General features: G+C 34.7%; 21 protein-coding genes. 7 read left to right on the forward strand and 14 right to left on the reverse strand.

The window, feature by feature from the left end; genetic code table 11:
- Nucleotide 1 precedes the first annotated feature (1 nt).
- The gene (locus MHH88_RS11530) at nt 2-412 is read right to left on the reverse strand and encodes an Rrf2 family transcriptional regulator (protein ID WP_025219611.1); all 411 of its coding nucleotides are present in this window, start codon (nt 410-412) and stop codon (nt 2-4) included.
- A gap of 110 nt (nt 413-522) precedes the next feature.
- Nucleotides 523-729 (reverse strand): hypothetical protein, encoded by a 207-nt coding sequence (locus MHH88_RS11535; protein WP_025219612.1) that lies wholly within the window; start codon nt 727-729, stop codon nt 523-525.
- A 181-nt stretch (nt 730-910) separates the two neighbouring features.
- On the opposite strand from MHH88_RS11535, the gene MHH88_RS11540 reads away from it, so the two are divergent.
- Entirely contained in the window at nt 911-1,447 is a 537-nt protein-coding gene (locus MHH88_RS11540) for a hypothetical protein (RefSeq protein WP_339258158.1), read from the forward strand.
- A gap of 37 nt (nt 1,448-1,484) precedes the next feature.
- Here MHH88_RS11540 and MHH88_RS11545 read toward each other — a convergent pair whose 3' ends face one another.
- From MHH88_RS11545 to MHH88_RS11555, 3 genes are all read right to left on the reverse strand, one after another.
- Nucleotides 1,485-1,685 (reverse strand): hypothetical protein, encoded by a 201-nt coding sequence (locus MHH88_RS11545; RefSeq protein ID WP_339258160.1) that lies wholly within the window; start codon nt 1,683-1,685, stop codon nt 1,485-1,487.
- A 171-nt stretch (nt 1,686-1,856) separates the two neighbouring features.
- Nucleotides 1,857-2,870: a thymidylate synthase gene (locus MHH88_RS11550; protein ID WP_172583023.1), complete on the reverse strand. Its 1,014-nt coding sequence runs from the start codon at nt 2,868-2,870 to the stop codon at nt 1,857-1,859.
- A 98-nt stretch (nt 2,871-2,968) separates the two neighbouring features.
- Entirely contained in the window at nt 2,969-3,892 is a 924-nt protein-coding gene (locus MHH88_RS11555; RefSeq protein ID WP_339258162.1) for a hypothetical protein, read from the reverse strand.
- Between the two features lie 215 nt (nt 3,893-4,107).
- Between MHH88_RS11555 and MHH88_RS11560 the strand changes: the two genes are divergently transcribed.
- The 3 genes from MHH88_RS11560 to MHH88_RS11570 all read left to right on the forward strand — a co-directional run bounded on the left by MHH88_RS11560 (nt 4,108) and on the right by MHH88_RS11570 (nt 7,513).
- Nucleotides 4,108-6,303 (forward strand): ATP-binding protein, encoded by a 2,196-nt coding sequence (locus MHH88_RS11560; RefSeq protein ID WP_339258164.1) that lies wholly within the window; start codon nt 4,108-4,110, stop codon nt 6,301-6,303.
- Complete coding sequence (locus MHH88_RS11565; protein ID WP_069512365.1) at nt 6,300-6,926, forward strand: response regulator transcription factor; 627 nt, start codon at nt 6,300-6,302, stop codon at nt 6,924-6,926. The genes MHH88_RS11560 and MHH88_RS11565 overlap by 4 nt, the downstream gene beginning before the upstream one ends.
- Before the next feature lie 386 nt (nt 6,927-7,312).
- The gene (locus tag MHH88_RS11570; RefSeq protein WP_010859201.1) at nt 7,313-7,513 is read left to right on the forward strand and encodes a cold-shock protein; all 201 of its coding nucleotides are present in this window, start codon (nt 7,313-7,315) and stop codon (nt 7,511-7,513) included.
- A 74-nt stretch (nt 7,514-7,587) separates the two neighbouring features.
- Here MHH88_RS11570 and ccsB read toward each other — a convergent pair whose 3' ends face one another.
- The 3 genes from ccsB to MHH88_RS11585 form a co-directional block, all read right to left on the reverse strand.
- On the reverse strand, nt 7,588-8,757 hold the full coding sequence (ccsB, locus tag MHH88_RS11575; protein WP_339258166.1) for a c-type cytochrome biogenesis protein CcsB: 1,170 nt from the start codon (nt 8,755-8,757) through the stop codon (nt 7,588-7,590).
- A 199-nt stretch (nt 8,758-8,956) separates the two neighbouring features.
- Entirely contained in the window at nt 8,957-9,379 is a 423-nt protein-coding gene (locus MHH88_RS11580; protein WP_103976494.1) for a GNAT family N-acetyltransferase, read from the reverse strand.
- An 11-nt stretch (nt 9,380-9,390) separates the two neighbouring features.
- Nucleotides 9,391-9,870 (reverse strand): GNAT family protein, encoded by a 480-nt coding sequence (locus tag MHH88_RS11585; protein ID WP_339258168.1) that lies wholly within the window; start codon nt 9,868-9,870, stop codon nt 9,391-9,393.
- A gap of 281 nt (nt 9,871-10,151) precedes the next feature.
- On the opposite strand from MHH88_RS11585, the gene MHH88_RS11590 reads away from it, so the two are divergent.
- The 3 genes from MHH88_RS11590 (at nt 10,152) to MHH88_RS11600 (ending at nt 12,097) form a co-directional block, all read left to right on the forward strand.
- The gene (locus MHH88_RS11590) at nt 10,152-10,706 is read left to right on the forward strand and encodes a GNAT family protein (RefSeq protein ID WP_069512353.1); all 555 of its coding nucleotides are present in this window, start codon (nt 10,152-10,154) and stop codon (nt 10,704-10,706) included.
- A 522-nt stretch (nt 10,707-11,228) separates the two neighbouring features.
- The gene (locus MHH88_RS11595; protein WP_024364089.1) at nt 11,229-11,393 is read left to right on the forward strand and encodes an aspartyl-phosphate phosphatase Spo0E family protein; all 165 of its coding nucleotides are present in this window, start codon (nt 11,229-11,231) and stop codon (nt 11,391-11,393) included.
- A gap of 221 nt (nt 11,394-11,614) precedes the next feature.
- Nucleotides 11,615-12,097, forward strand: a complete 483-nt coding sequence (locus MHH88_RS11600; protein WP_339258171.1) for a hypothetical protein — start codon at nt 11,615-11,617, stop codon at nt 12,095-12,097.
- Nucleotides 12,098-12,284: 187 nt separating this feature from the next.
- Here MHH88_RS11600 and thrS read toward each other — a convergent pair whose 3' ends face one another.
- The 6 genes from thrS to MHH88_RS11630 all read right to left on the reverse strand — a co-directional run bounded on the left by thrS (nt 12,285) and on the right by MHH88_RS11630 (nt 17,479).
- Complete coding sequence (gene thrS, locus MHH88_RS11605; RefSeq protein ID WP_339258173.1) at nt 12,285-14,207, reverse strand: threonine--tRNA ligase; 1,923 nt, start codon at nt 14,205-14,207, stop codon at nt 12,285-12,287.
- A gap of 490 nt (nt 14,208-14,697) precedes the next feature.
- A complete protein-coding gene (locus MHH88_RS11610; protein ID WP_069512348.1) occupies nt 14,698-15,207 on the reverse strand; it encodes a hypothetical protein in 510 nt (169 codons plus the stop codon).
- Nucleotides 15,208-15,391: 184 nt separating this feature from the next.
- Nucleotides 15,392-15,856, reverse strand: coding sequence for a hypothetical protein (locus MHH88_RS11615; protein ID WP_339258175.1), 465 nt, complete (start codon nt 15,854-15,856; stop codon nt 15,392-15,394).
- A gap of 364 nt (nt 15,857-16,220) precedes the next feature.
- On the reverse strand, nt 16,221-16,718 hold the full coding sequence (locus tag MHH88_RS11620) for a GNAT family N-acetyltransferase (protein WP_339258177.1): 498 nt from the start codon (nt 16,716-16,718) through the stop codon (nt 16,221-16,223).
- A 15-nt stretch (nt 16,719-16,733) separates the two neighbouring features.
- Nucleotides 16,734-17,081, reverse strand: coding sequence for a DUF3147 family protein (locus MHH88_RS11625; protein WP_339263052.1), 348 nt, complete (start codon nt 17,079-17,081; stop codon nt 16,734-16,736).
- Nucleotides 17,081-17,479: a MarR family winged helix-turn-helix transcriptional regulator gene (locus tag MHH88_RS11630; protein ID WP_339258179.1), complete on the reverse strand. Its 399-nt coding sequence runs from the start codon at nt 17,477-17,479 to the stop codon at nt 17,081-17,083. The genes MHH88_RS11625 and MHH88_RS11630 overlap by 1 nt, the downstream gene beginning before the upstream one ends.
- Nucleotides 17,480-17,656: the final 177 nt, after the last annotated feature.

Genomic DNA, 17,656 nt, shown 5'->3' on the forward strand with positions numbered 1-17,656 from the left:
TTTAACGAAGTTGATCTAGCACATCTTGCAATGTTTGTGCTTGTAACTGTTTTTCCATTGCATGCCAAACATCTAGATAAACGGTTTCCAACGTATGCTGTATTTTTCGGCCGACAGCACATGCAGGATTCGGTTCATCATGTATTGCAAATAGTTGCTCTGGACCATCAATCGCACGGTAAATGCTCAACAATGACAAATCCTTTGGTTCAATAACAAGTCCATAACCGGCAAGTCCTGACTGAGAAGTTAACAAGCCTGCTTTTTTCAATTTCCCAATCATCCGTCGTACGACTACGGGATTCGTATTGACACTACCTGCAATATAATCAGATGTAAGCTGACTTTTATCAGATGTTGTAGCAATGAGCGAAAGTATATGGATAGCGACTGAAAATCGACTATTGACCATACGAATCACCACCTGTTGTAACTATTATAGTTACAGGTCGAGATAATCGCAAGTCATATGCTCATATCTTAACCTGTTCATTATTCAGAAAAATACACCCGCTATCGAATTTAAATTTTTGTCATATAAATAACGAGCTCTTGTTGGATTTGACCATTTTCTTCATAAAAATCTAGATTATGAAATTCATATTTATAATGACCAACGGGGAACGTTACACTCTCGCCTTGAGCCGCAGCTAGTATGCCAGCCACATCATGTGATACCATCTGTAAAAGCTCTGTCCCTGTCATTGTTTCTATAAAAATTACGTTCATCTAAAAACACCTCCTTCGCCATTATAGCTTAGAAGGTGCTTGAATTTATAGTGATGATTTCTTACTCCACAAGTTAAAAATCATCATCAAAATATAATCGATAGACGAGTAAAAGAAAAAAATTGATATAATTGTATAAAGACTAAATGTGAAAACTTTTATAGACGGGAGGATATTTAGCATGAAAATCAAATTAATATTAATTGTAATATGCTCTTTTTCACCATTACTATTATTAGGACTTTTCATTTACGGAAATGCTTATTATAATTACTATCATCTAAAATCATCCGAAACGACAGTGAAAAATTTTTTAGAAGAATTTATCGACAGTAGCATTCAAATCATGCATTTTGAACGAATAGAAGAAACAAATATGTGGTTAGTCCAGTTGAAAATAAACGATAGTCAGTATGGTCATGCACGCTTTAATAAAGGATGGAATGGCAAACTAAAATTTATTTATTTAGCAACAGATCCTCCAGTAACCTATCGACAATATAAAACCAATAAAGGCAACTATGGCACATTGTATGTACACGAATTAGATAGCAATGTGGCCAAAATACAATTGACAAACTTGATGAATTTTGAAAAAGAAATCGAAGTTGATACTTCTGCACCATTTATGAAAACATTTAAATTACCTCCTGATGCAGAAGATACGTTTCCTGCAATTTTCACTTTTTATGATAAAACTGGACAAGAGTTAAGGTAATTAGCGTTGTATTCATCTTTCGAAGGCGCTTACATTTTTATTTAGTACCATTCAGACGGATTTCCTCAATAATTTGCATCATTTTTACTAATTGTTCTTGTGTTAATGTAGTGGTAATAGCTGGACTATCCTGTTGAGGCTGCTGATCTTTTCGGGACGAGGACTCCCCTTGTATATTTTCACGTAATCGAAAAAACTTTGCTTTTGTTGTACTTTGCAGCACTATTCTTTCTCTCAACCCAGCCACCCCTAAAGCTTTTATTAGAAAAAATACCTTATAATACCATAAATACTATAATAGAAGGCACCTATCGAAACATCCACCAACTTGCCTATTTATCAAAATAGATTATTTGGACCTAGTCCAAGCCATCAAAAAAGCAGCAACCAAAATGGCTGCTGCTTTTGACTAAACCGCAATCGGTGCTTTAATTGCTGGATGTGGATTATAGCCCTCGATGGATAAATCCTCAAGTTCTATATCAAAAATCGACGTTTTATTCGGATTTATTTTCAAGGTTGGTAGTTCCCGTGGCTCACGTGAAAGCTGTTCTTTCACTTGCTCCACATGATTTGCATAAATGTGTGCATCGCCAATACTATGAATAAATTCGCCGACTTCAAGCCCACATTCATGGGCAATTAAATGTGTTAATAATGCGTAAGAGGCAATATTGAAAGGACAGCCGAGCAATGTATCTAGACTACGTTGCATTAATTGGCAGCTTAATTTGCCCTCTGCCACATAAAATTGAAACATAACATGGCAAGGTGGTAAAGCCGCTTTGCTTCCTTTTGCACCTGCATTAATAACATCTTCAGGGTTCCATGCATTGACAATAATACGACGTGAGTCTGGATTATGCTTAATTTGGTGAATAACATCTTGTAATTGATCAAGACTTTCCCCGTTTGACGTTGTCCAATTGCGCCATTGCTTGCCGTAGACATTCCCAAGATCGCCGTACTTTCTTGCAAAATCATCATCCGTTAAAATACGGTCGCAAAATGATGCCAGCTCAGCTTGGTAAACAACATTAAACGCTTCGTCCGTTAAGCATCGACGACCAAAATCTGTCATATCAGGTCCATTATATTCATCGGATTCAATCCATTTTTTAAACGCCCACTCATCCCATATATGGTTATTATGTTGTAATAAGTAGCGAATATTTGTATCTCCTTTAATAAACCAAAGAAGCTCGCTAGCTACAAGTTTAAATGGTACGCGTTTAGTTGTTAAAAGCGGAAAGCCTTGACTTAAGTCAAAACGCATTTGATGGCCAAAGATGCTATACGTACCTGTCCCCGTACGGTCCTCTTTTTTAATTCCATTTTCTAAAATATGTTGTAGTAAATTTAAATACGCAGTCTCTGGATGCGTCAATTTGTCACCAGCTCCTTCAAATATGCTGTTGACCATTATACCATCTAATATTGAGGAGTGAACGTCGAATTACAAAAACAAACTACTTTCCAACAGCTACATCGCAATTTTTGTATCAATGACAAACAGCGATACTATTCTAAGTGTGAACCCATTTTATTATGTTGTAATTCTTTTGCGATTTCATTTTCTGTCGGAACAAAAAACATCGGCAACAATATAATTGTAAAAAGAATTGGCCCAATAATAAACAACAAATCAATGCCAGGACTAAAGTAAAGGCCAAATGCTGTTAGCAGTCCCGACATCACTAAATATATAATTTGCACAATAACAATAAATAAAGGAATGATTTGGTACATATAATTTAGTTTTCTAAATTGATGCATTTCTTCAGGGTGTTGGATGATTCGTTTTTTTAAACGTCTCGATAAAATCAAGCATGCAAAAATTTGAACAATAATAAAGCTAAAATACATGACACTGCGTAACAACATTTGACGCTTAGCGATTGCACCATCAAAATGGGCAACTCGTTGTTGCAACAATTCGTTAACAGCCCCATTGTAGACATATTCACTTTCACTCAAAAAAGTCAGTGGCTGAACAAATCCAAGTGTTGCCCACTCTTTTGCGTTTACTTGCCAATTCATTAATTTACTAGCCATAATACGTAATTGAATCGCTTCATCTTCACGAAACATCCCTACTAAAGTGCGATATGGAATAGATATCTTCAAATGCCCATCTTGTTTTTCTTGAAATAAATCCTCGATAAAAAATGTATACGCTACATTCGAATGATTCGTTTCAACATGACCACCTTGCACTTTCCAATGGCTAGCTAAGGAAGATTCGATATCATTTTGCATTTCATAATAAGGTGTATCATTATGTAACTGTTTCGGAATCTTATAGACAAAATGATTGTCACTTCCAATGATACAAATATCCACTTCTATTGCATCTTTATTTAAAGTTTGAGCAAATGTCGTTTTGGGATACGCCAATATGGCGACTTGGAAAATTAGGATGAGTGACAGCACACTCCATTTCACAAAGTGCTCCCCCTTTCCGTCACTTAGGCTAGATTCACATTATCACAGCTTATACCGAAAATGCTATTTCGTTATTCCGAAAAAATGTTAGTGGTTTTCCGAAACACTTTATTTCGGTATTCCAAAAAAATTAAAAATTATGGATAATATAGTATATACTTCATGATGAAACGGAGCACTATAACTATGATTATGAAAATTAAAGAGCGTCTTTTATGAGCAAATTAACTTTTAGTATTTTTTTAACATATTTACTTCTTGGCATTTATGTATTGGGTGTTGCCATCCGTGGTCCTTATATTAGTATTTTAGTTGATACGTCCAATACACTACCTGTTATTATTCATCCTTATTATTCAGAATGGGCTCAACAAAAAAAGATTGAGCAAGGTGATATTATCCTTTCCATCAATCAAAAGCCCGCTAAAGGCTTTGGCTCTTCCCAAACAGATACTTATATTACAACCGCGAAAGAGCTAACACTTCTAAAACCTGATGGTACTGTTCAAACAATCCAAATTAAACATCGGGATTTACCTGAAGAGTTATATTTACATATTGTTTTTCCGATGTTTTATTTCATCCTTTGTTTAAGCGTTGCCATCTATTTATGGCAGCGAAATAACCATACTGTAATTACGAAATTACTAATGCTATTTTTATTAACCTGCTCTTTAGCTTATACAAGTGTAGGTGCATCAAGTAGAGGAAATATCATTGGCATGATTGTAAACGGAATTTGTTTAGTTTTGTGCTTAGTCCTTATCATTCATTTCCTACAACAATATTATCGTTTTTTACACATAAAATGGAAGTATATAGATGTAAAGTGGCTCTATTTTCTTCCGTTTGTTATTCTATGCTGCTATATCATTGAAATGCTCATTCCACAATTTAGGGTTATTACCCCTATCGTAACGCTCAGTCTATTTGCAGTACTGGTACTTTATGCAATCTATATATTATTAACGAGCTATCTACAAACCCGATTAGCTAAAATACGCTTAATCGCTATTTCTTGTATCGTGCCATTTTTGCCATTTCTATTGTTGTTTGTTGTACCTGAAATTTTAGGGTATAACGCGATAATACGACCTGAAATTAGTGTTTTATTTATTTTGTTTATACCTTTTTCCTTTATTTTTATTCAAGTGAACGAACGCTTATTTGATATTGAATACCAATTATCTCGTTTTCGCTATTATTCATCACTCGCTTTTTTCAGTTCATTCATTTTATCGTCTTTATTAGCAATCTTGTTTTTGGACCAACTTTCAATTGAATTGATGATTGTTGTCTTTCTCATTATTTTTATTGGTTTTATAGCCAGTTTTTATGTAAAAGAACAACTTGACTTTAAACATCGAAAAATTATATTTTCATCATCTGGTGATTATGTCCATAATTTATATGCAGCAGTTAAACGGATTAGTAAAGCTAAAAGCCAACAGGAATTACTTTCAAGTCTCAAATATGAAATTACCGAAAAACTCGGGACAACTGCATTTACGCTTGAAACAATCATGGAAGATGTCCCATTTTCTCGCGGTGAAATTCAAGTAGAGAGCCAACTGACACAACTTCTGATCCATGATACAGTAGATGAAAAGATTCTTATACGAATTAGACACACTTTACAAAAAGAAGAACTTCTATGGTTGGAGTTACTAGCATTATACGTCTCTATGTTTATTGATAATTTAAAACTAATTGAAGATTTAGTAAGAGATATTCAGCATATGAAAGATACGCATAACACTCAACTTCCTTGGCTTGATAAATTATTATGGAATATTATTGAGAAAGAAAAGAGTATTTTAGCACAGGAATTACATGACACTATTTTACAGGAGCAATTACATTTAGCGAGAGAATTAGATGTTATTGCTAGCTCTCCTATTATTGAAGAAAAAAAAGTATTAGATATTCGGGAACAACTGTTAAATGCCTCTAAAGATTTACGGGAGTATTGCGAAAATCTGAGCCCGCCTTTACTTGATACTTTTGGTTTAGAAATGGCATTAAAAAAACTCGTACAAAAAGTAAAAATACGTGCAAACTTTCTATTAAATACACAAATTGATCGAGTTCAGTTCCAAGATCCAACTTTACATTTAGTTGTCTATCGCCTAGTTCAAGAACTGTTAAATAACGCTATTAAACATGCCGATGCATCTAAAGTTTCACTTAAACTACTTGCAATAAACCACGGTTTTGTTCTCCAATACGACGATAATGGTATCGGCTGTAATATTGAAGATTTAATGCAATCCTCCGCTTCTATGGGCATTAATGGCATTCGAGAACGTGTTCGGGCCTTTAACGGAGATATGACCATTACCTCCAAACCAAATGATGGCATGCATATTTATATTCAAATTCAAGAGGAATGTGAGGAACCATACAAATGATTGAAATATTGATTGTAGATGATCATCCTGTCGTTTTAGACGGAACAAAAACATTATTACAAGATCTAGAAAATGTCCATATTGAAACAGAACAAGAAAGCGCCAATGTACTCGCTAGAATGGAATCACACCCCTTTCAGCTCTATTTAATTGATATTAATATGAAACCTTTAAACGGCATTCAACTGGCTGAAATGATAAAGAAACAACAACCTGAAGCGCTAATTATTCTTTATACAGGCTATGAGTTATCCGATTATTACGAGCTTCTTGTAGAAAAAAAAGTAGATGGACTTTTATCGAAGCTCGCTACAAAAGAACAGGTAATTCAAACAATCCAAGCCACTTTGCGGGGGGAAATTTTATTATCAGCAGATTTTTTAGACTTTGTCCAACAGCACTCGAATCGTTCCAATGCTAAGCAGGAAGTATTACTAAGTCATAAAGAACAGGAAATTTTACAACTGGTCGCACAAGGATGTACCAATAAAGCTATTGCCTCTGCAATAGGCGTTACCCAGCGTACAGTGGAAAATTATTTATCAAAACTTTTTGTCAGATTACATGTGGAATCACGTGCTGAAGCAGTGATTGTTGCCAAAGAAAAAGCATGGATCGACTAATTAATCGGTGACCATCACTCGGATTTTTCCAATAACTTCTACATGTCATTTATAAAGTTATACCAGAAGTCAAATAAATGGTAATATTAAATGATTTTCAGTATTTTTTTAATATATTAAGCACTATAGACCTTTATTTTTTAGCATTTTTTTTAATCATTATAGTTAAAAACGATATTATGTAATTTTTTCTTACTAAAAAACGGCATTTGCTGGATAAATGTATGAATCTGTTATATAATGAAAGTAATAATTAAATTGCTTCATCGTAAACAATGAAACCACGTATTCAATAGTAACGTGTTCTAGCGAGCTTCTGATTATGGTATTATTTTATACTGATTGAAGGAATATGATTGTTGAATTTATTTTTGGAGGTTTTTTAAATGACTCAAGGTACAGTAAAATGGTTTAACGCAGAAAAAGGTTTTGGCTTCATCGAAGTAGAAGGTGGAAACGATGTATTCGTACACTTCTCTGCTATCCAATCTGAAGGTTTCAAAACACTTGAAGAAGGACAAAAAGTAGAATTCGGCGTTGAAGAAGGTAACCGTGGCCCTCAAGCTACAAACGTTGTAAAACTTTAATTCTCGTTCAAGAATTAACAGTTCAAAGTCCAAGAGACATCCTTTACGGATGTCTCTTTTCATTTCCTTATTTTTTATGCGTATGAATGTAGACCAGCAATGACTAAATTGACGAAAACTTGATTAAAGACAATGATGCCAAAGCCAACAATAGATAGCCAGGCTGTTTTCTCCCCTTCCCATCCCTTTGACAGACGAAGATGTAAAAAAGCCGCATAAAATAAAAACGTAATGAGCGCCCAGACTTCTTTTGGGTCCCACCCCCAATACCTTCCCCATGCAATTTGTGCCCAGATCATAGCAAATAATAAACCACCTAAGGCAAACAATGGGAAGCCAATCACTACTGCCCGATATGAAATTTCGTCCATTAAAGCTGATTGTACACGGCTTGTTAATGGTTTTAATAGCACGATGAGTGGCTTTCTAAAGAACAGTCGGATGGCACCATACAAGATGGTTCCTACAATAAATGCCCATACGATGGAATTTAACTTTTTGGCATCGATTGATGGCGTAATCTTCAACCAGCCGATTGTCTCTCCACTTACTGTGACCGCTCCTTTATTAACAATCAGTGGTGTCATCGTATAGACTGCCTTTTCCTTCACAGCTTGAGCATTTTCATATTGAATGTGTACTTCTTCCGTCGTTACACTAAATACCGTTGCTGCAGCACTAAATCCAATTACCACAATCAAACAGTACATAACGAACTCTAACGCAACGGTACTCCTCGTCCTTTTATGAACATCCAAAGATTTCAGTAAATAGATAATACCTGTTGCAAATGATATCGATAAAATAGCACTTGAAAATGCTACTGTCATAACATGAATTGTTAACCAGTTACTTTGCAACGAAGGTACAAGGGGTCTCACCTCATTTGTAAAAACACTTCCATAGCCCAAAATAATTAGGACCACTGGAATTACAAATAACCCTACGACAATTTGTTTATATAAGTAATGAATAATTAGAAAGCTAGCTGTTAGCATAATGCCAAAAAACGTCATAAACTCATACATATTACTAACAGGTGCATGCTCGACTGCAATCCATCTTAAAATAAAATACACTAATTGCAAGATGAAAGCAGAATATGTAAGTATAAGACCCAGTCTCCTAAACGAACGCCTTGCAGATTTTACTGCTAATCCAAACGGTAAAATCGCAATTAACAGCAAGATAAAAGCAAAAAATAACGAAGTTCCACTCAAGCTTATTAAATTTTCAGTACTCAACACAACGACCTCCAACATCCTTTTTTTGTAGAAGCTGTAAATTGCTTCTCCATAATAGAACGTCACGCCAAACATTTAGTGCCCTTTTTGAAGCGTATCTTTCCTAATTAATAGCTAATGTTACAAAATTATGACAGAGAAAAAGGGCGGAAATTACGCTAGTCCCCCCTCCTGTCCATGAATAAGAATACGAAGATTTCTATTTTAATGTAAAGTAAATAATTTCTGGATCATCGTCATCTAAGTTTTCTATATAGCCACTTCTTTTAAATCCTGTAGCCTTCAATATGTTTTGCATCTTTGTATTGGAACGATTCGTTGAAGAGAAAATTTTGGCAGTGGGTGCTCTTTCAATAAAATCTACTAATAGTGCTGTAGCAACGCCTTTTCTACGTTCAGACGGTTTAACTATAACTAATGAAATAAAACTACAATCAAAGAAATCTGTTGTAAAAATTAAAAATCCTGCAATACAACTTTGTATTTTGTATATCATGCATCGTCTTTCTAATATTGCATGCTTAATGCAATCACTTCTTGAATAGTCGCCTATTACTTCTTTATCCAATACACAGAGATGAGTGAAGTGTTCCATACTTGCTTCTATTATATACATCTGCATTCCTCCTCATTTCAATGATCACTTTGTAAATCATAGCTCATCACTTTCAACTCGCTTTTGATGCCTACTGCACATATGCCTTCATCGATAAAGCCACATGTTTTATAGAGCGCCTGAGCTGCTGTATTCGGAACATTAACACCTAACACTAATTCATTGATTGTAGGAAAATGTAGTCGTACAAATGTAGGCAATAATTGTAATGCTTCTTTGGCATACCCTTTTCCTTGTTCATGCATATCTGTTGAAAATCCACGAATTAAAATGGCTTGGTTATTTTCTGAATAAGGTTTTACTCCTTCATTTTCGTGAAGAACAAAAAAAGTGACAAGCTTCTCACCTTTCATCGCTAAAATGGCATGCCGATTGATATCTGTTTCAGAGAGTTTAAGACTTGCCATTGGTGACATTGTATAGAGAAGTTGCTCCTGTGATAACATATATTGTTCAACTAATAAATAATCTGATGGTTCATAAAACTTTAAGCGCATTATACCCCTCCCCTTCTGCCAACTGGCATATTATTTATCATTAAATTTTAACATATTTTAGATATTACTAGCAGAACCCAACCATCATGTGACAGGGGTTCGATTGCATTTTATTTTTACATGTAATTACTTATTATTCCAAACTATGCTATTATTATACTATTCAAATGAAAGGAGCTGTGAATATGATTGTAATCAATGCAGTAGATACGTTGATTGAAAAAAACTAATTTTCAAAGGGATAGTACACAAACTGCACCCTTAGATAAGGGAGATTTTATATGGAACATTATTTTAAAGATTTTCTAAATGGACAATCAATTATATTAAAACAAATGGCATCCTCTGATTTAGAAGCGTTTATAAACGTGGAGAATGAAAAACCTACTTTATTACTTGCTAATGACGAGATACCATTCCCACATACAGTTGAAGACCATTCTTCATTCTTTCGAAGTATTAGTGGAAAAAAAGAAGAATTTTTCTTCGGCATTTTTGAAAAGACGACGCAACAGCTTATTGGGTCATGTGGTGTATATTCGATCAATTGGACTAACAGCACTTGCTTAGTAGGCATATCATTAAGTGAAAAATGGCAAGGTAAAGGATTAGGAACGGATGCGATGCAAACGCTTATCACCTTCATTTTCGATTACATTGCAATCAACAAAATTAAACTACAAGTGTTTAGCTTTAATGTAGGCGCCATTCGCTCTTATGAAAAATGTGGCTTTACAAAGGAAGGTATACTCCGGAATGAAATTTTCCGCTTTGGCAAATTTCACGATATTATCTTATTTGGCCTATTACGTGAAGAGTGGCCCCCACGTAGCTAAAAAAGCGCACACATTCAAAATAATGAATGTGTGCGTTACTCATTTGCTACCTATCCTATTTTGAGCATTTCGATTCCTGAGACTTGTGTTTATAAACTAATCAGTTCAATAGTTAAAAAAAATCCCTAATAATTAAACAGCAAATAATAGGATTTGATAAATTGCGACAATATATGAATGAATGTAACTATTAGCAATTTCTTTTCTAGGTAGGAAGAATAATTCATCTAGTAAAAAAGACATATATCGTACGCGTTTAGTTCTTAACGAATTCTTAAAGAAAAACTCGTTATACTCGCTAATTATGTAACTTAAAAGCTAAAAAAATGGAGAAATGAAACTAGTCTATCATTTATTATTATGATCCATACATAGACTTATATGTGACTAAATTACGAATTTCATTTCCTATACACAATGTGACAATTTTTTTGTTTTAACTGATATACAATGAAAAAGCTGAATCGAAGCCATGAGAATTTTAAATCAAGAATATGTAGAAAAAATTAGGAGGAGAAAAAGTTGGTAAATTTATTGTTTAAACAATTCTTGAAGTTTGAAATCGAGATTAAAAGGAGAATTATGTATAAAAAGGCAAAAGATTTAGGATTTACACACCCTGCTGTAGTAGATTATAGCCAAGAGCTAGATGTGTTACTAAACAGATATTTTAAACAAGCTTCCTAAAAAAGGAGGAGTAGTTATAAATAAATTTTATAAAAAACGCGTATTTTGGATAAAACCAGTCAAAAAGAAGACTTTCTTGGCTGGTTTTTCATTCAATTTCTTCACTTGTTAAAAAGCTTCGTTGCTTTCTCCTTGGTATTCTTTCTATTATTGTCATGCAACGTATATATAACAAGAAATTGGGAAATCTACCTATAACGTTAATTATAGGAGGCCAAATTATGCAAGTATTACTTTTAACCTTGGTCGTTTTATCTAATCTATTTTCACACTCACAGCCTATACCAAAAGAGTCGACAGCTACTATTTGTGAACCAATCACAACAACAAACACTACGCTAAAATACCCTAGTAATCACTTTCAAACTTTTCTTGTAGAAGACGATTTTTATAAACAATTAGATAAATCACTCTATGAAGAGTATCATGGTGCAACATTCAGCATGCGTGAAAAAATATTATTTAAAGACGTGCCAGAAACTCGGGAATTTTTTAATACGAAAACAAATACTGTCAGTCAAGAAATGGATCTCTCCAATCACACAATGATTCATCCAAACAGACAAGTATATTTTTTGGCTTCCTATCGTCAACATGCACAAGAAGAATTTTATAAATATGCAGTGATTGATGCAGAAACAAAAAATTTACTTATTGGGGGAAGTACCTACACACCAATAATAAAATCTACCAATACTCAATAATAATAAATGAAATAATCTTCTATCTACACTATATAATATGCATGAAAAAACATATCTAGAAGTAACGATTATACTTTTGTATCTATCTATTCGAAAATTTTCACTTTATTACATGTGCATACTAAATCATTTTATCCAAAATAATAAAAGCCTGATTAAACTATCTTATCAGGCTTCCATTTTACGTTTAATTATTAGGTAACGCTTTTTCGTTAATTTCGAGCTTAATTTCTTCAATAAATTGCTGTAACGGTTGTTCTTTCAACACTTGTTGACCATAGTTCCGCACTGTTACACTTTGATTGTCGCATTCATGATCGCCCAAGACGAGAATATACGGTATTTTTTTTAGTTGAGCTTCTCTAATTTTTTTCCCTAGCTTTTCTTGTCGGTTATCTTCACGTACCCGTATTTGTTCTTTTTCAAGTGCTTGCACTACCCGTTGAACATACTCTTGGTGCATCTTAGCCACCCCTATTACGATAACTTGTTGTGGTGCTAACCACGTCGGAAATGCTCCACCAAAATGTTCAATTAAAATACCTAAAAAGCGGTCAATTGAACCAAATACAGCGCGATGAATTACGACAGGTCTTACTTTTTCGTTTTGTTCGTTTAAATAGGTTAAATCGAATTTCTCAGGCAGTTGGAAATCCAGTTGAATTGTTGCACATTGATGACTTCGTTTAATAGCATCCTTTATATGAATGTCTATTTTAGGGCCGTAAAATGCTCCGTCTCCTTCCTTTATTTTATAAGAATAACCCGCATTTTTTAGGACATTTTCCAATGCCGATTCCGCTTCATCCCAAAGCTGAATATGCCCCATAAAATCAGCAGGACGCGTCGACAATTCAATTTCGTATTGGAAACCAAATACTTGATATATATGATCAATGATTCGCAACGCTAATATGATTTCATCTTCTATTTGCTGTGGTGTAACAAAAATATGGGCATCATCTTGGCAAAAAGTTCGAACTCGTAGCAGTCCATTTAATGCTCCGCTAAACTCATGTCGATGCACTTGTCCAAATTCCGCCATACGAATCGGTAAATCTCTGTATGAGTGTCTTTCATTTTTAAATATCAGCATATGCCCTGGACAGTTCATAGGTTTCAATGCAAAGCTTTGTGCATCTACTTGTGTAAAGTACATATTTTCTTTATAGTGCTCCCAATGACCTGATTGTTCCCATAGACGCTGGTTCATCATAAAAGGTGTACGAACCTCTTGATAATCATATTTTGTTTGGAGATGCCGTAAAAAGGATTCTAATTCACTTCGGAGTATTTGACCATTTGCTAGATAAAATGGCATACCTGGTGCTTCTTCTGAAAACATAAATAATTCGAGCTCTTTTCCTAATTTACGATGATTGCGTTTATCTGCTTCTTGTAAAAATATAAAGTAATCTTGTAATGCTTCTTTTGTAGCAAATGCAACACCATAAATTCGCTGAAGCATTTGATTTTGGCTATCGCCGCGCCAGTATGCCCCTGATACATGCATTAATTGAAAGTGTTGTAATTTACCAGTTGAGGATACATGCGGTCCACGACATAAATCATAAAAATCACCTTGCTCATAAAGCGTTATTAGGTCATCTTCTGGAATATCATCTAGTAATGCTAATTTCAGTTTATCATGTTGAAACAAACGTTTTGCCTCTTCACGTGTTAGTTCTTTTCGTTGTATTTGAATGTTTTCTTGCACAATACGATTCATCATTTTTTCTATTTTTTGCAAGTCAGCTGGTACAAGAGAATGTGATAATTCGATATCATAATAAAAACCGTTTTCGATTACTGGTCCTACGCCAAATTGTGCTTCTGGATATAAGCGTTTAATCGCTTGTGCTAATAAATGAGCTGTGGAATGACGAATAACCTCCATTCCTTCGTGTGTGCTAGCATCAAATAGGTTGATTTGGGCATCTGCCAAAATCGGGCGCGTCAAATCAGTGATGGTTCCGTTGACACTTCCTACAATTGCTTTTTTGCGCAGCGCTGGACTAATCGCCTGTGCAATGTCGGTTAGTGTAACACCTTTTGTAAATAGTTGTTGCTTTCCATCTGGAAACTGAATGTTGATAACTTGATTTGACATGATCTTTTCTCCTTTACTGAAAAATTAAAAAAACACATATCCGTCCCAAAATAGGGACGAGTATGTGTCATTTACCCGTGGTTCCACCCAAATTCCCACTAGATGCACTAGCGGCTCATTGTCTTTGCAGTAACGTTGCAAATAACGGTGCAAGTTTCCTAGCACTGCTCAAAGGTAGTAAGAATTGACGCTGCATTAGGAAGTTTTCAGCCTAGGCTTCCCTCTCTGTAAATCGTTCATCAAAACTCTCGTCCTTATCATAGCTGTTTTCATGGTTTCATGAAATTGGTATTCACTATATCGGACATCTCAAAAGTTGTCAATAATTGAAAAAGATTTTTTCCATTCTCGAAATCCCTGAAATATGGGTGTACCAGCATGTAAAACGCATACATTTTTTCCAAAAAATTTTTTATCGTCTTGTCTTTACGCATTTTCTTAAACAAAAAACTACTCATAAGTTTTAATCCTTATGAATAGCTTTTCTAATTTAAATATGGTTCACTATTACTTCATTATGCCAACTGATAGAATCTGATAATTGATAGGAAACTAAGTTAGCTGTTACAACTAACATCACGCCTGCTCTTGATAACATGGTCTGTGTCGGTTTTTCTAACACTAAAACGACGTAACCCTCACCGCTCCCTTGTTCATCTATCGCATTTGTCGCATCTATTTCAAAAGTAGTGTACTTATCTTCTGTCAAAGTAGGGATCCGTTCTTCTCGATAGCACCCATGTTCTTTCAAATTGTAGCTAACAGGCATCCAGCCTTCTGACCAATCAATGCTACCGATAATTGCTTTTCTTTTGTTAGCTAGTTTGCCAATCGAAAATGTAAAGTAGATTCTCATAATTGCTTGATCTAATTCATTTTTCCCTTCACATATCGCTTCAACTTGTAGCCTTATATCACCTTTGGACTGTTTCCGAACAATTATGAAGATGGACACTAAACTACTAATAACAGCCATGATGCTAACAATTACTAAACCCATTAGACCCCTCCTATCATTCCAATAACTATTACAATCAGATTACCACAATTTAGGAATAATAGGTTTTTTTCACCAAACAATCTTATGAAAAGACAATCGCCAAATAGATATGACAAAATTTGAGAAAAAACAATTGGATGAACCCAGTTATAGATGACAATTTCGATAAATCATCCGTTCTTTGTTACGAATTTGATTGAAGCTCTGCCGTTAATGTAAATGGTATGTTTAAATATTTGTATTGAATCGTAATCTTTCCAATTGCTGTAGCATGTACTTGTAATGCATAATGTTGCGGTTGTTTCCCAATTGCCTGACGATCTATGTATTGACTAGGAAAAATACTCACTTGTGTTAGTTTATGAAATGTCATATTAGCATTGTTATCAATTTTTGTGCCAACTTCAAACGGTTCTGATTTACTGATGACTAGCTTGGCATTGTCTGGCAACTTTTCATCGACAAGTATCGATTGTAGTTGTAGCTCTCTTAGCCCTTTATTCTCAATTTCTATTAATCGAATAGACGGATTCCCATCAGCGTTTGTATAACCATTGACAACAAGTGGTGGATTGCTTTTCAAATAGATGATAAAAGCCGCTCCCACTACTAACACACTAAAAAACAGGGTAAATAATATCTTTTTCATTAGATTCCTCACTTTCAAGCTTCACCATTAGTATAAACGACAAGTAAGGTACCGGAACAGAATTTTTACAAATCTTTAGTGGACTAAATGATAAAAGAAGCTGGGACATAACCTTAAAATCTTAAATAGAGGTAGATTGGTTTTGATAAATTTTTGCTAAGAAAATATATAGAACATATTTACTATTATTTCTTTTGCAATGAATAATAAATTAGTGGTAGCGAAGGCGGTGACTCCTGCTCAGAACGCACATACCGTAAGACGTGGGCATTCTGCGCGTTAGCGAGGGTTGCGTCTTACGGTGCTATCACCGAAGCGGGCAACAACGGCGCAGCAAAAAAGTGTTAGATTGACTGCCATCAATCTAACACTTTTTCTCTTTTATCCCAGCCTCTTTTTGCAACCGTATTTCATCACGAATGGGAATACCGTCATGACCGATAAAGGGAATCTCAGGTTTCAATGCTCTTGCTCGCTCTACCGCATTTGGTAGAACTTCTACGAGGGAATAGCCTCGTTTTTGATAAAATTTTAGTGCATGTAAATTATCATTCGTAGTTATGAGTGAAACAACAGTACAGTGATGCTGACGTGCTTGTTCTTCCACGGCTGTTACAAGGCATGAACCGATTCCTTTCCCTTCTTCCAAACTATCAAGTGAAATAATTTCGCATTCGGCTCCTCGGATTTCATAGGTTACTAGTCCTATGATTAAGTGGGTATCATTTAAAAATGCAAAACCTTCTAATGTACTACAATCATAAATACCACTGGAAATAACCATTTCCGTACTTCCCCAATGTGTTTGAAAAAACGCTTGAACATCCTTTTTTGGAACTTGTGAAATATGAATGATTGGCATAATAATCTACCTTCTTTAAATTGAAATATGAAATACACTGGCTATGGCTTTTTGAATACCTAAACATATGGCCCATGATACCACGCCTAGTCCTATAGCAAAGACAATATGAATAGACGATTTCATTGCCATATACATAACGTATAGCATAACCATTGTTGCAGGAAGTCCAACTATTACACCAACCGTAAATCGCTGTATATGCTCATTCGGTTCACTTTGAACGGTTAGCCAAATAATACTTAAAATACTGACAAGTGGCAGTGCGGCTATCATACCACCATATGTAGGAAATCTTCTAGCAACTTCTGTGACAACTGCAATAATCGCAGCAGAACATATAATTTTTACAACTGTATAAATCATTTCGACACCTCGCTTAATAGCTGAAATGCTTCTAAAACACTTTGTTGTTCTTTTTCTGATAAAAGAAGGAGCGCCTGCTTTAGTTTGTTATCATCTAATTCCGTATTTTTCTTTACAACCTGTAATCCATCCGCTGTAAGAAAAAGCTTCACTTTACGTTGATCATTGGCTACTCGAATCTTCTCAACCCAACCATGTCGTTCTAGCTTTTTCACATGCTCTGAAGCTGTATTTTGCGAGATATTTAATAATTGTGCAATATCTCGAACTGTCACTTCATCTTCCTTTTGAATCATCTGTAAAATACGTACACTTTGATGGGAAATATTATCTTCATGTGTTGTATGGAGATGGTAGAAAATATTTGTAAAATAATAGTTTATATCTTGTATCATACTTTTTACTCCTTTAATATATCGTCACTCACGATTATATCGTATATAACGATATATTAAAAGAGATTTATATTAAAGAGATGGAATTTTTAATACTTGCAATCGTTCACTTATTTTACACAGGATTAAAATCTAACACAACCCTTTCCTCTCCCATTAAATCATTGTCTTTTTCTG

Origin of the sequence: Lysinibacillus sp. FSL K6-3209 (genome assembly GCF_037976175.1) — a bacterium.
Classification (GTDB): domain Bacteria; phylum Bacillota; class Bacilli; order Bacillales_A; family Planococcaceae; genus Lysinibacillus; species Lysinibacillus sphaericus_D.

What these genes read in the sequence shown, in the direction of transcription:
- MHH88_RS11550 (WP_172583023.1), bottom strand. Translation starts at nt 2,870, where the DNA reads ATGGTCAACAGCATATTTGAAGGAGCTGGTGACAAATTGACGCATCCA.
- MHH88_RS11590 (WP_069512353.1), top strand. Translation starts at nt 10,152, where the DNA reads ATGGAACATTATTTTAAAGATTTTCTAAATGGACAATCAATTATATTA.
- MHH88_RS11540 (WP_339258158.1), top strand. Translation starts at nt 911, where the DNA reads ATGAAAATCAAATTAATATTAATTGTAATATGCTCTTTTTCACCATTA.
- MHH88_RS11620 (WP_339258177.1), bottom strand. Translation starts at nt 16,718, where the DNA reads ATGCCAATCATTCATATTTCACAAGTTCCAAAAAAGGATGTTCAAGCG.
- MHH88_RS11560 (WP_339258164.1), top strand. Translation starts at nt 4,108, where the DNA reads ATGAGCAAATTAACTTTTAGTATTTTTTTAACATATTTACTTCTTGGC.
- MHH88_RS11580 (WP_103976494.1), bottom strand. Translation starts at nt 9,379, where the DNA reads ATGCAGATGTATATAATAGAAGCAAGTATGGAACACTTCACTCATCTC.
- MHH88_RS11535 (WP_025219612.1), bottom strand. Translation starts at nt 729, where the DNA reads ATGAACGTAATTTTTATAGAAACAATGACAGGGACAGAGCTTTTACAG.
- MHH88_RS11570 (WP_010859201.1), top strand. Translation starts at nt 7,313, where the DNA reads ATGACTCAAGGTACAGTAAAATGGTTTAACGCAGAAAAAGGTTTTGGC.
- MHH88_RS11585 (WP_339258168.1), bottom strand. Translation starts at nt 9,870, where the DNA reads ATGCGCTTAAAGTTTTATGAACCATCAGATTATTTATTAGTTGAACAA.
- MHH88_RS11630 (WP_339258179.1), bottom strand. Translation starts at nt 17,479, where the DNA reads ATGATACAAGATATAAACTATTATTTTACAAATATTTTCTACCATCTC.
- MHH88_RS11615 (WP_339258175.1), bottom strand. Translation starts at nt 15,856, where the DNA reads ATGAAAAAGATATTATTTACCCTGTTTTTTAGTGTGTTAGTAGTGGGA.
- MHH88_RS11565 (WP_069512365.1), top strand. Translation starts at nt 6,300, where the DNA reads ATGATTGAAATATTGATTGTAGATGATCATCCTGTCGTTTTAGACGGA.
- thrS (WP_339258173.1), bottom strand. Translation starts at nt 14,207, where the DNA reads ATGTCAAATCAAGTTATCAACATTCAGTTTCCAGATGGAAAGCAACAA.
- MHH88_RS11530 (WP_025219611.1), bottom strand. Translation starts at nt 412, where the DNA reads ATGGTCAATAGTCGATTTTCAGTCGCTATCCATATACTTTCGCTCATT.
- MHH88_RS11600 (WP_339258171.1), top strand. Translation starts at nt 11,615, where the DNA reads ATGCAAGTATTACTTTTAACCTTGGTCGTTTTATCTAATCTATTTTCA.
- MHH88_RS11610 (WP_069512348.1), bottom strand. Translation starts at nt 15,207, where the DNA reads ATGGGTTTAGTAATTGTTAGCATCATGGCTGTTATTAGTAGTTTAGTG.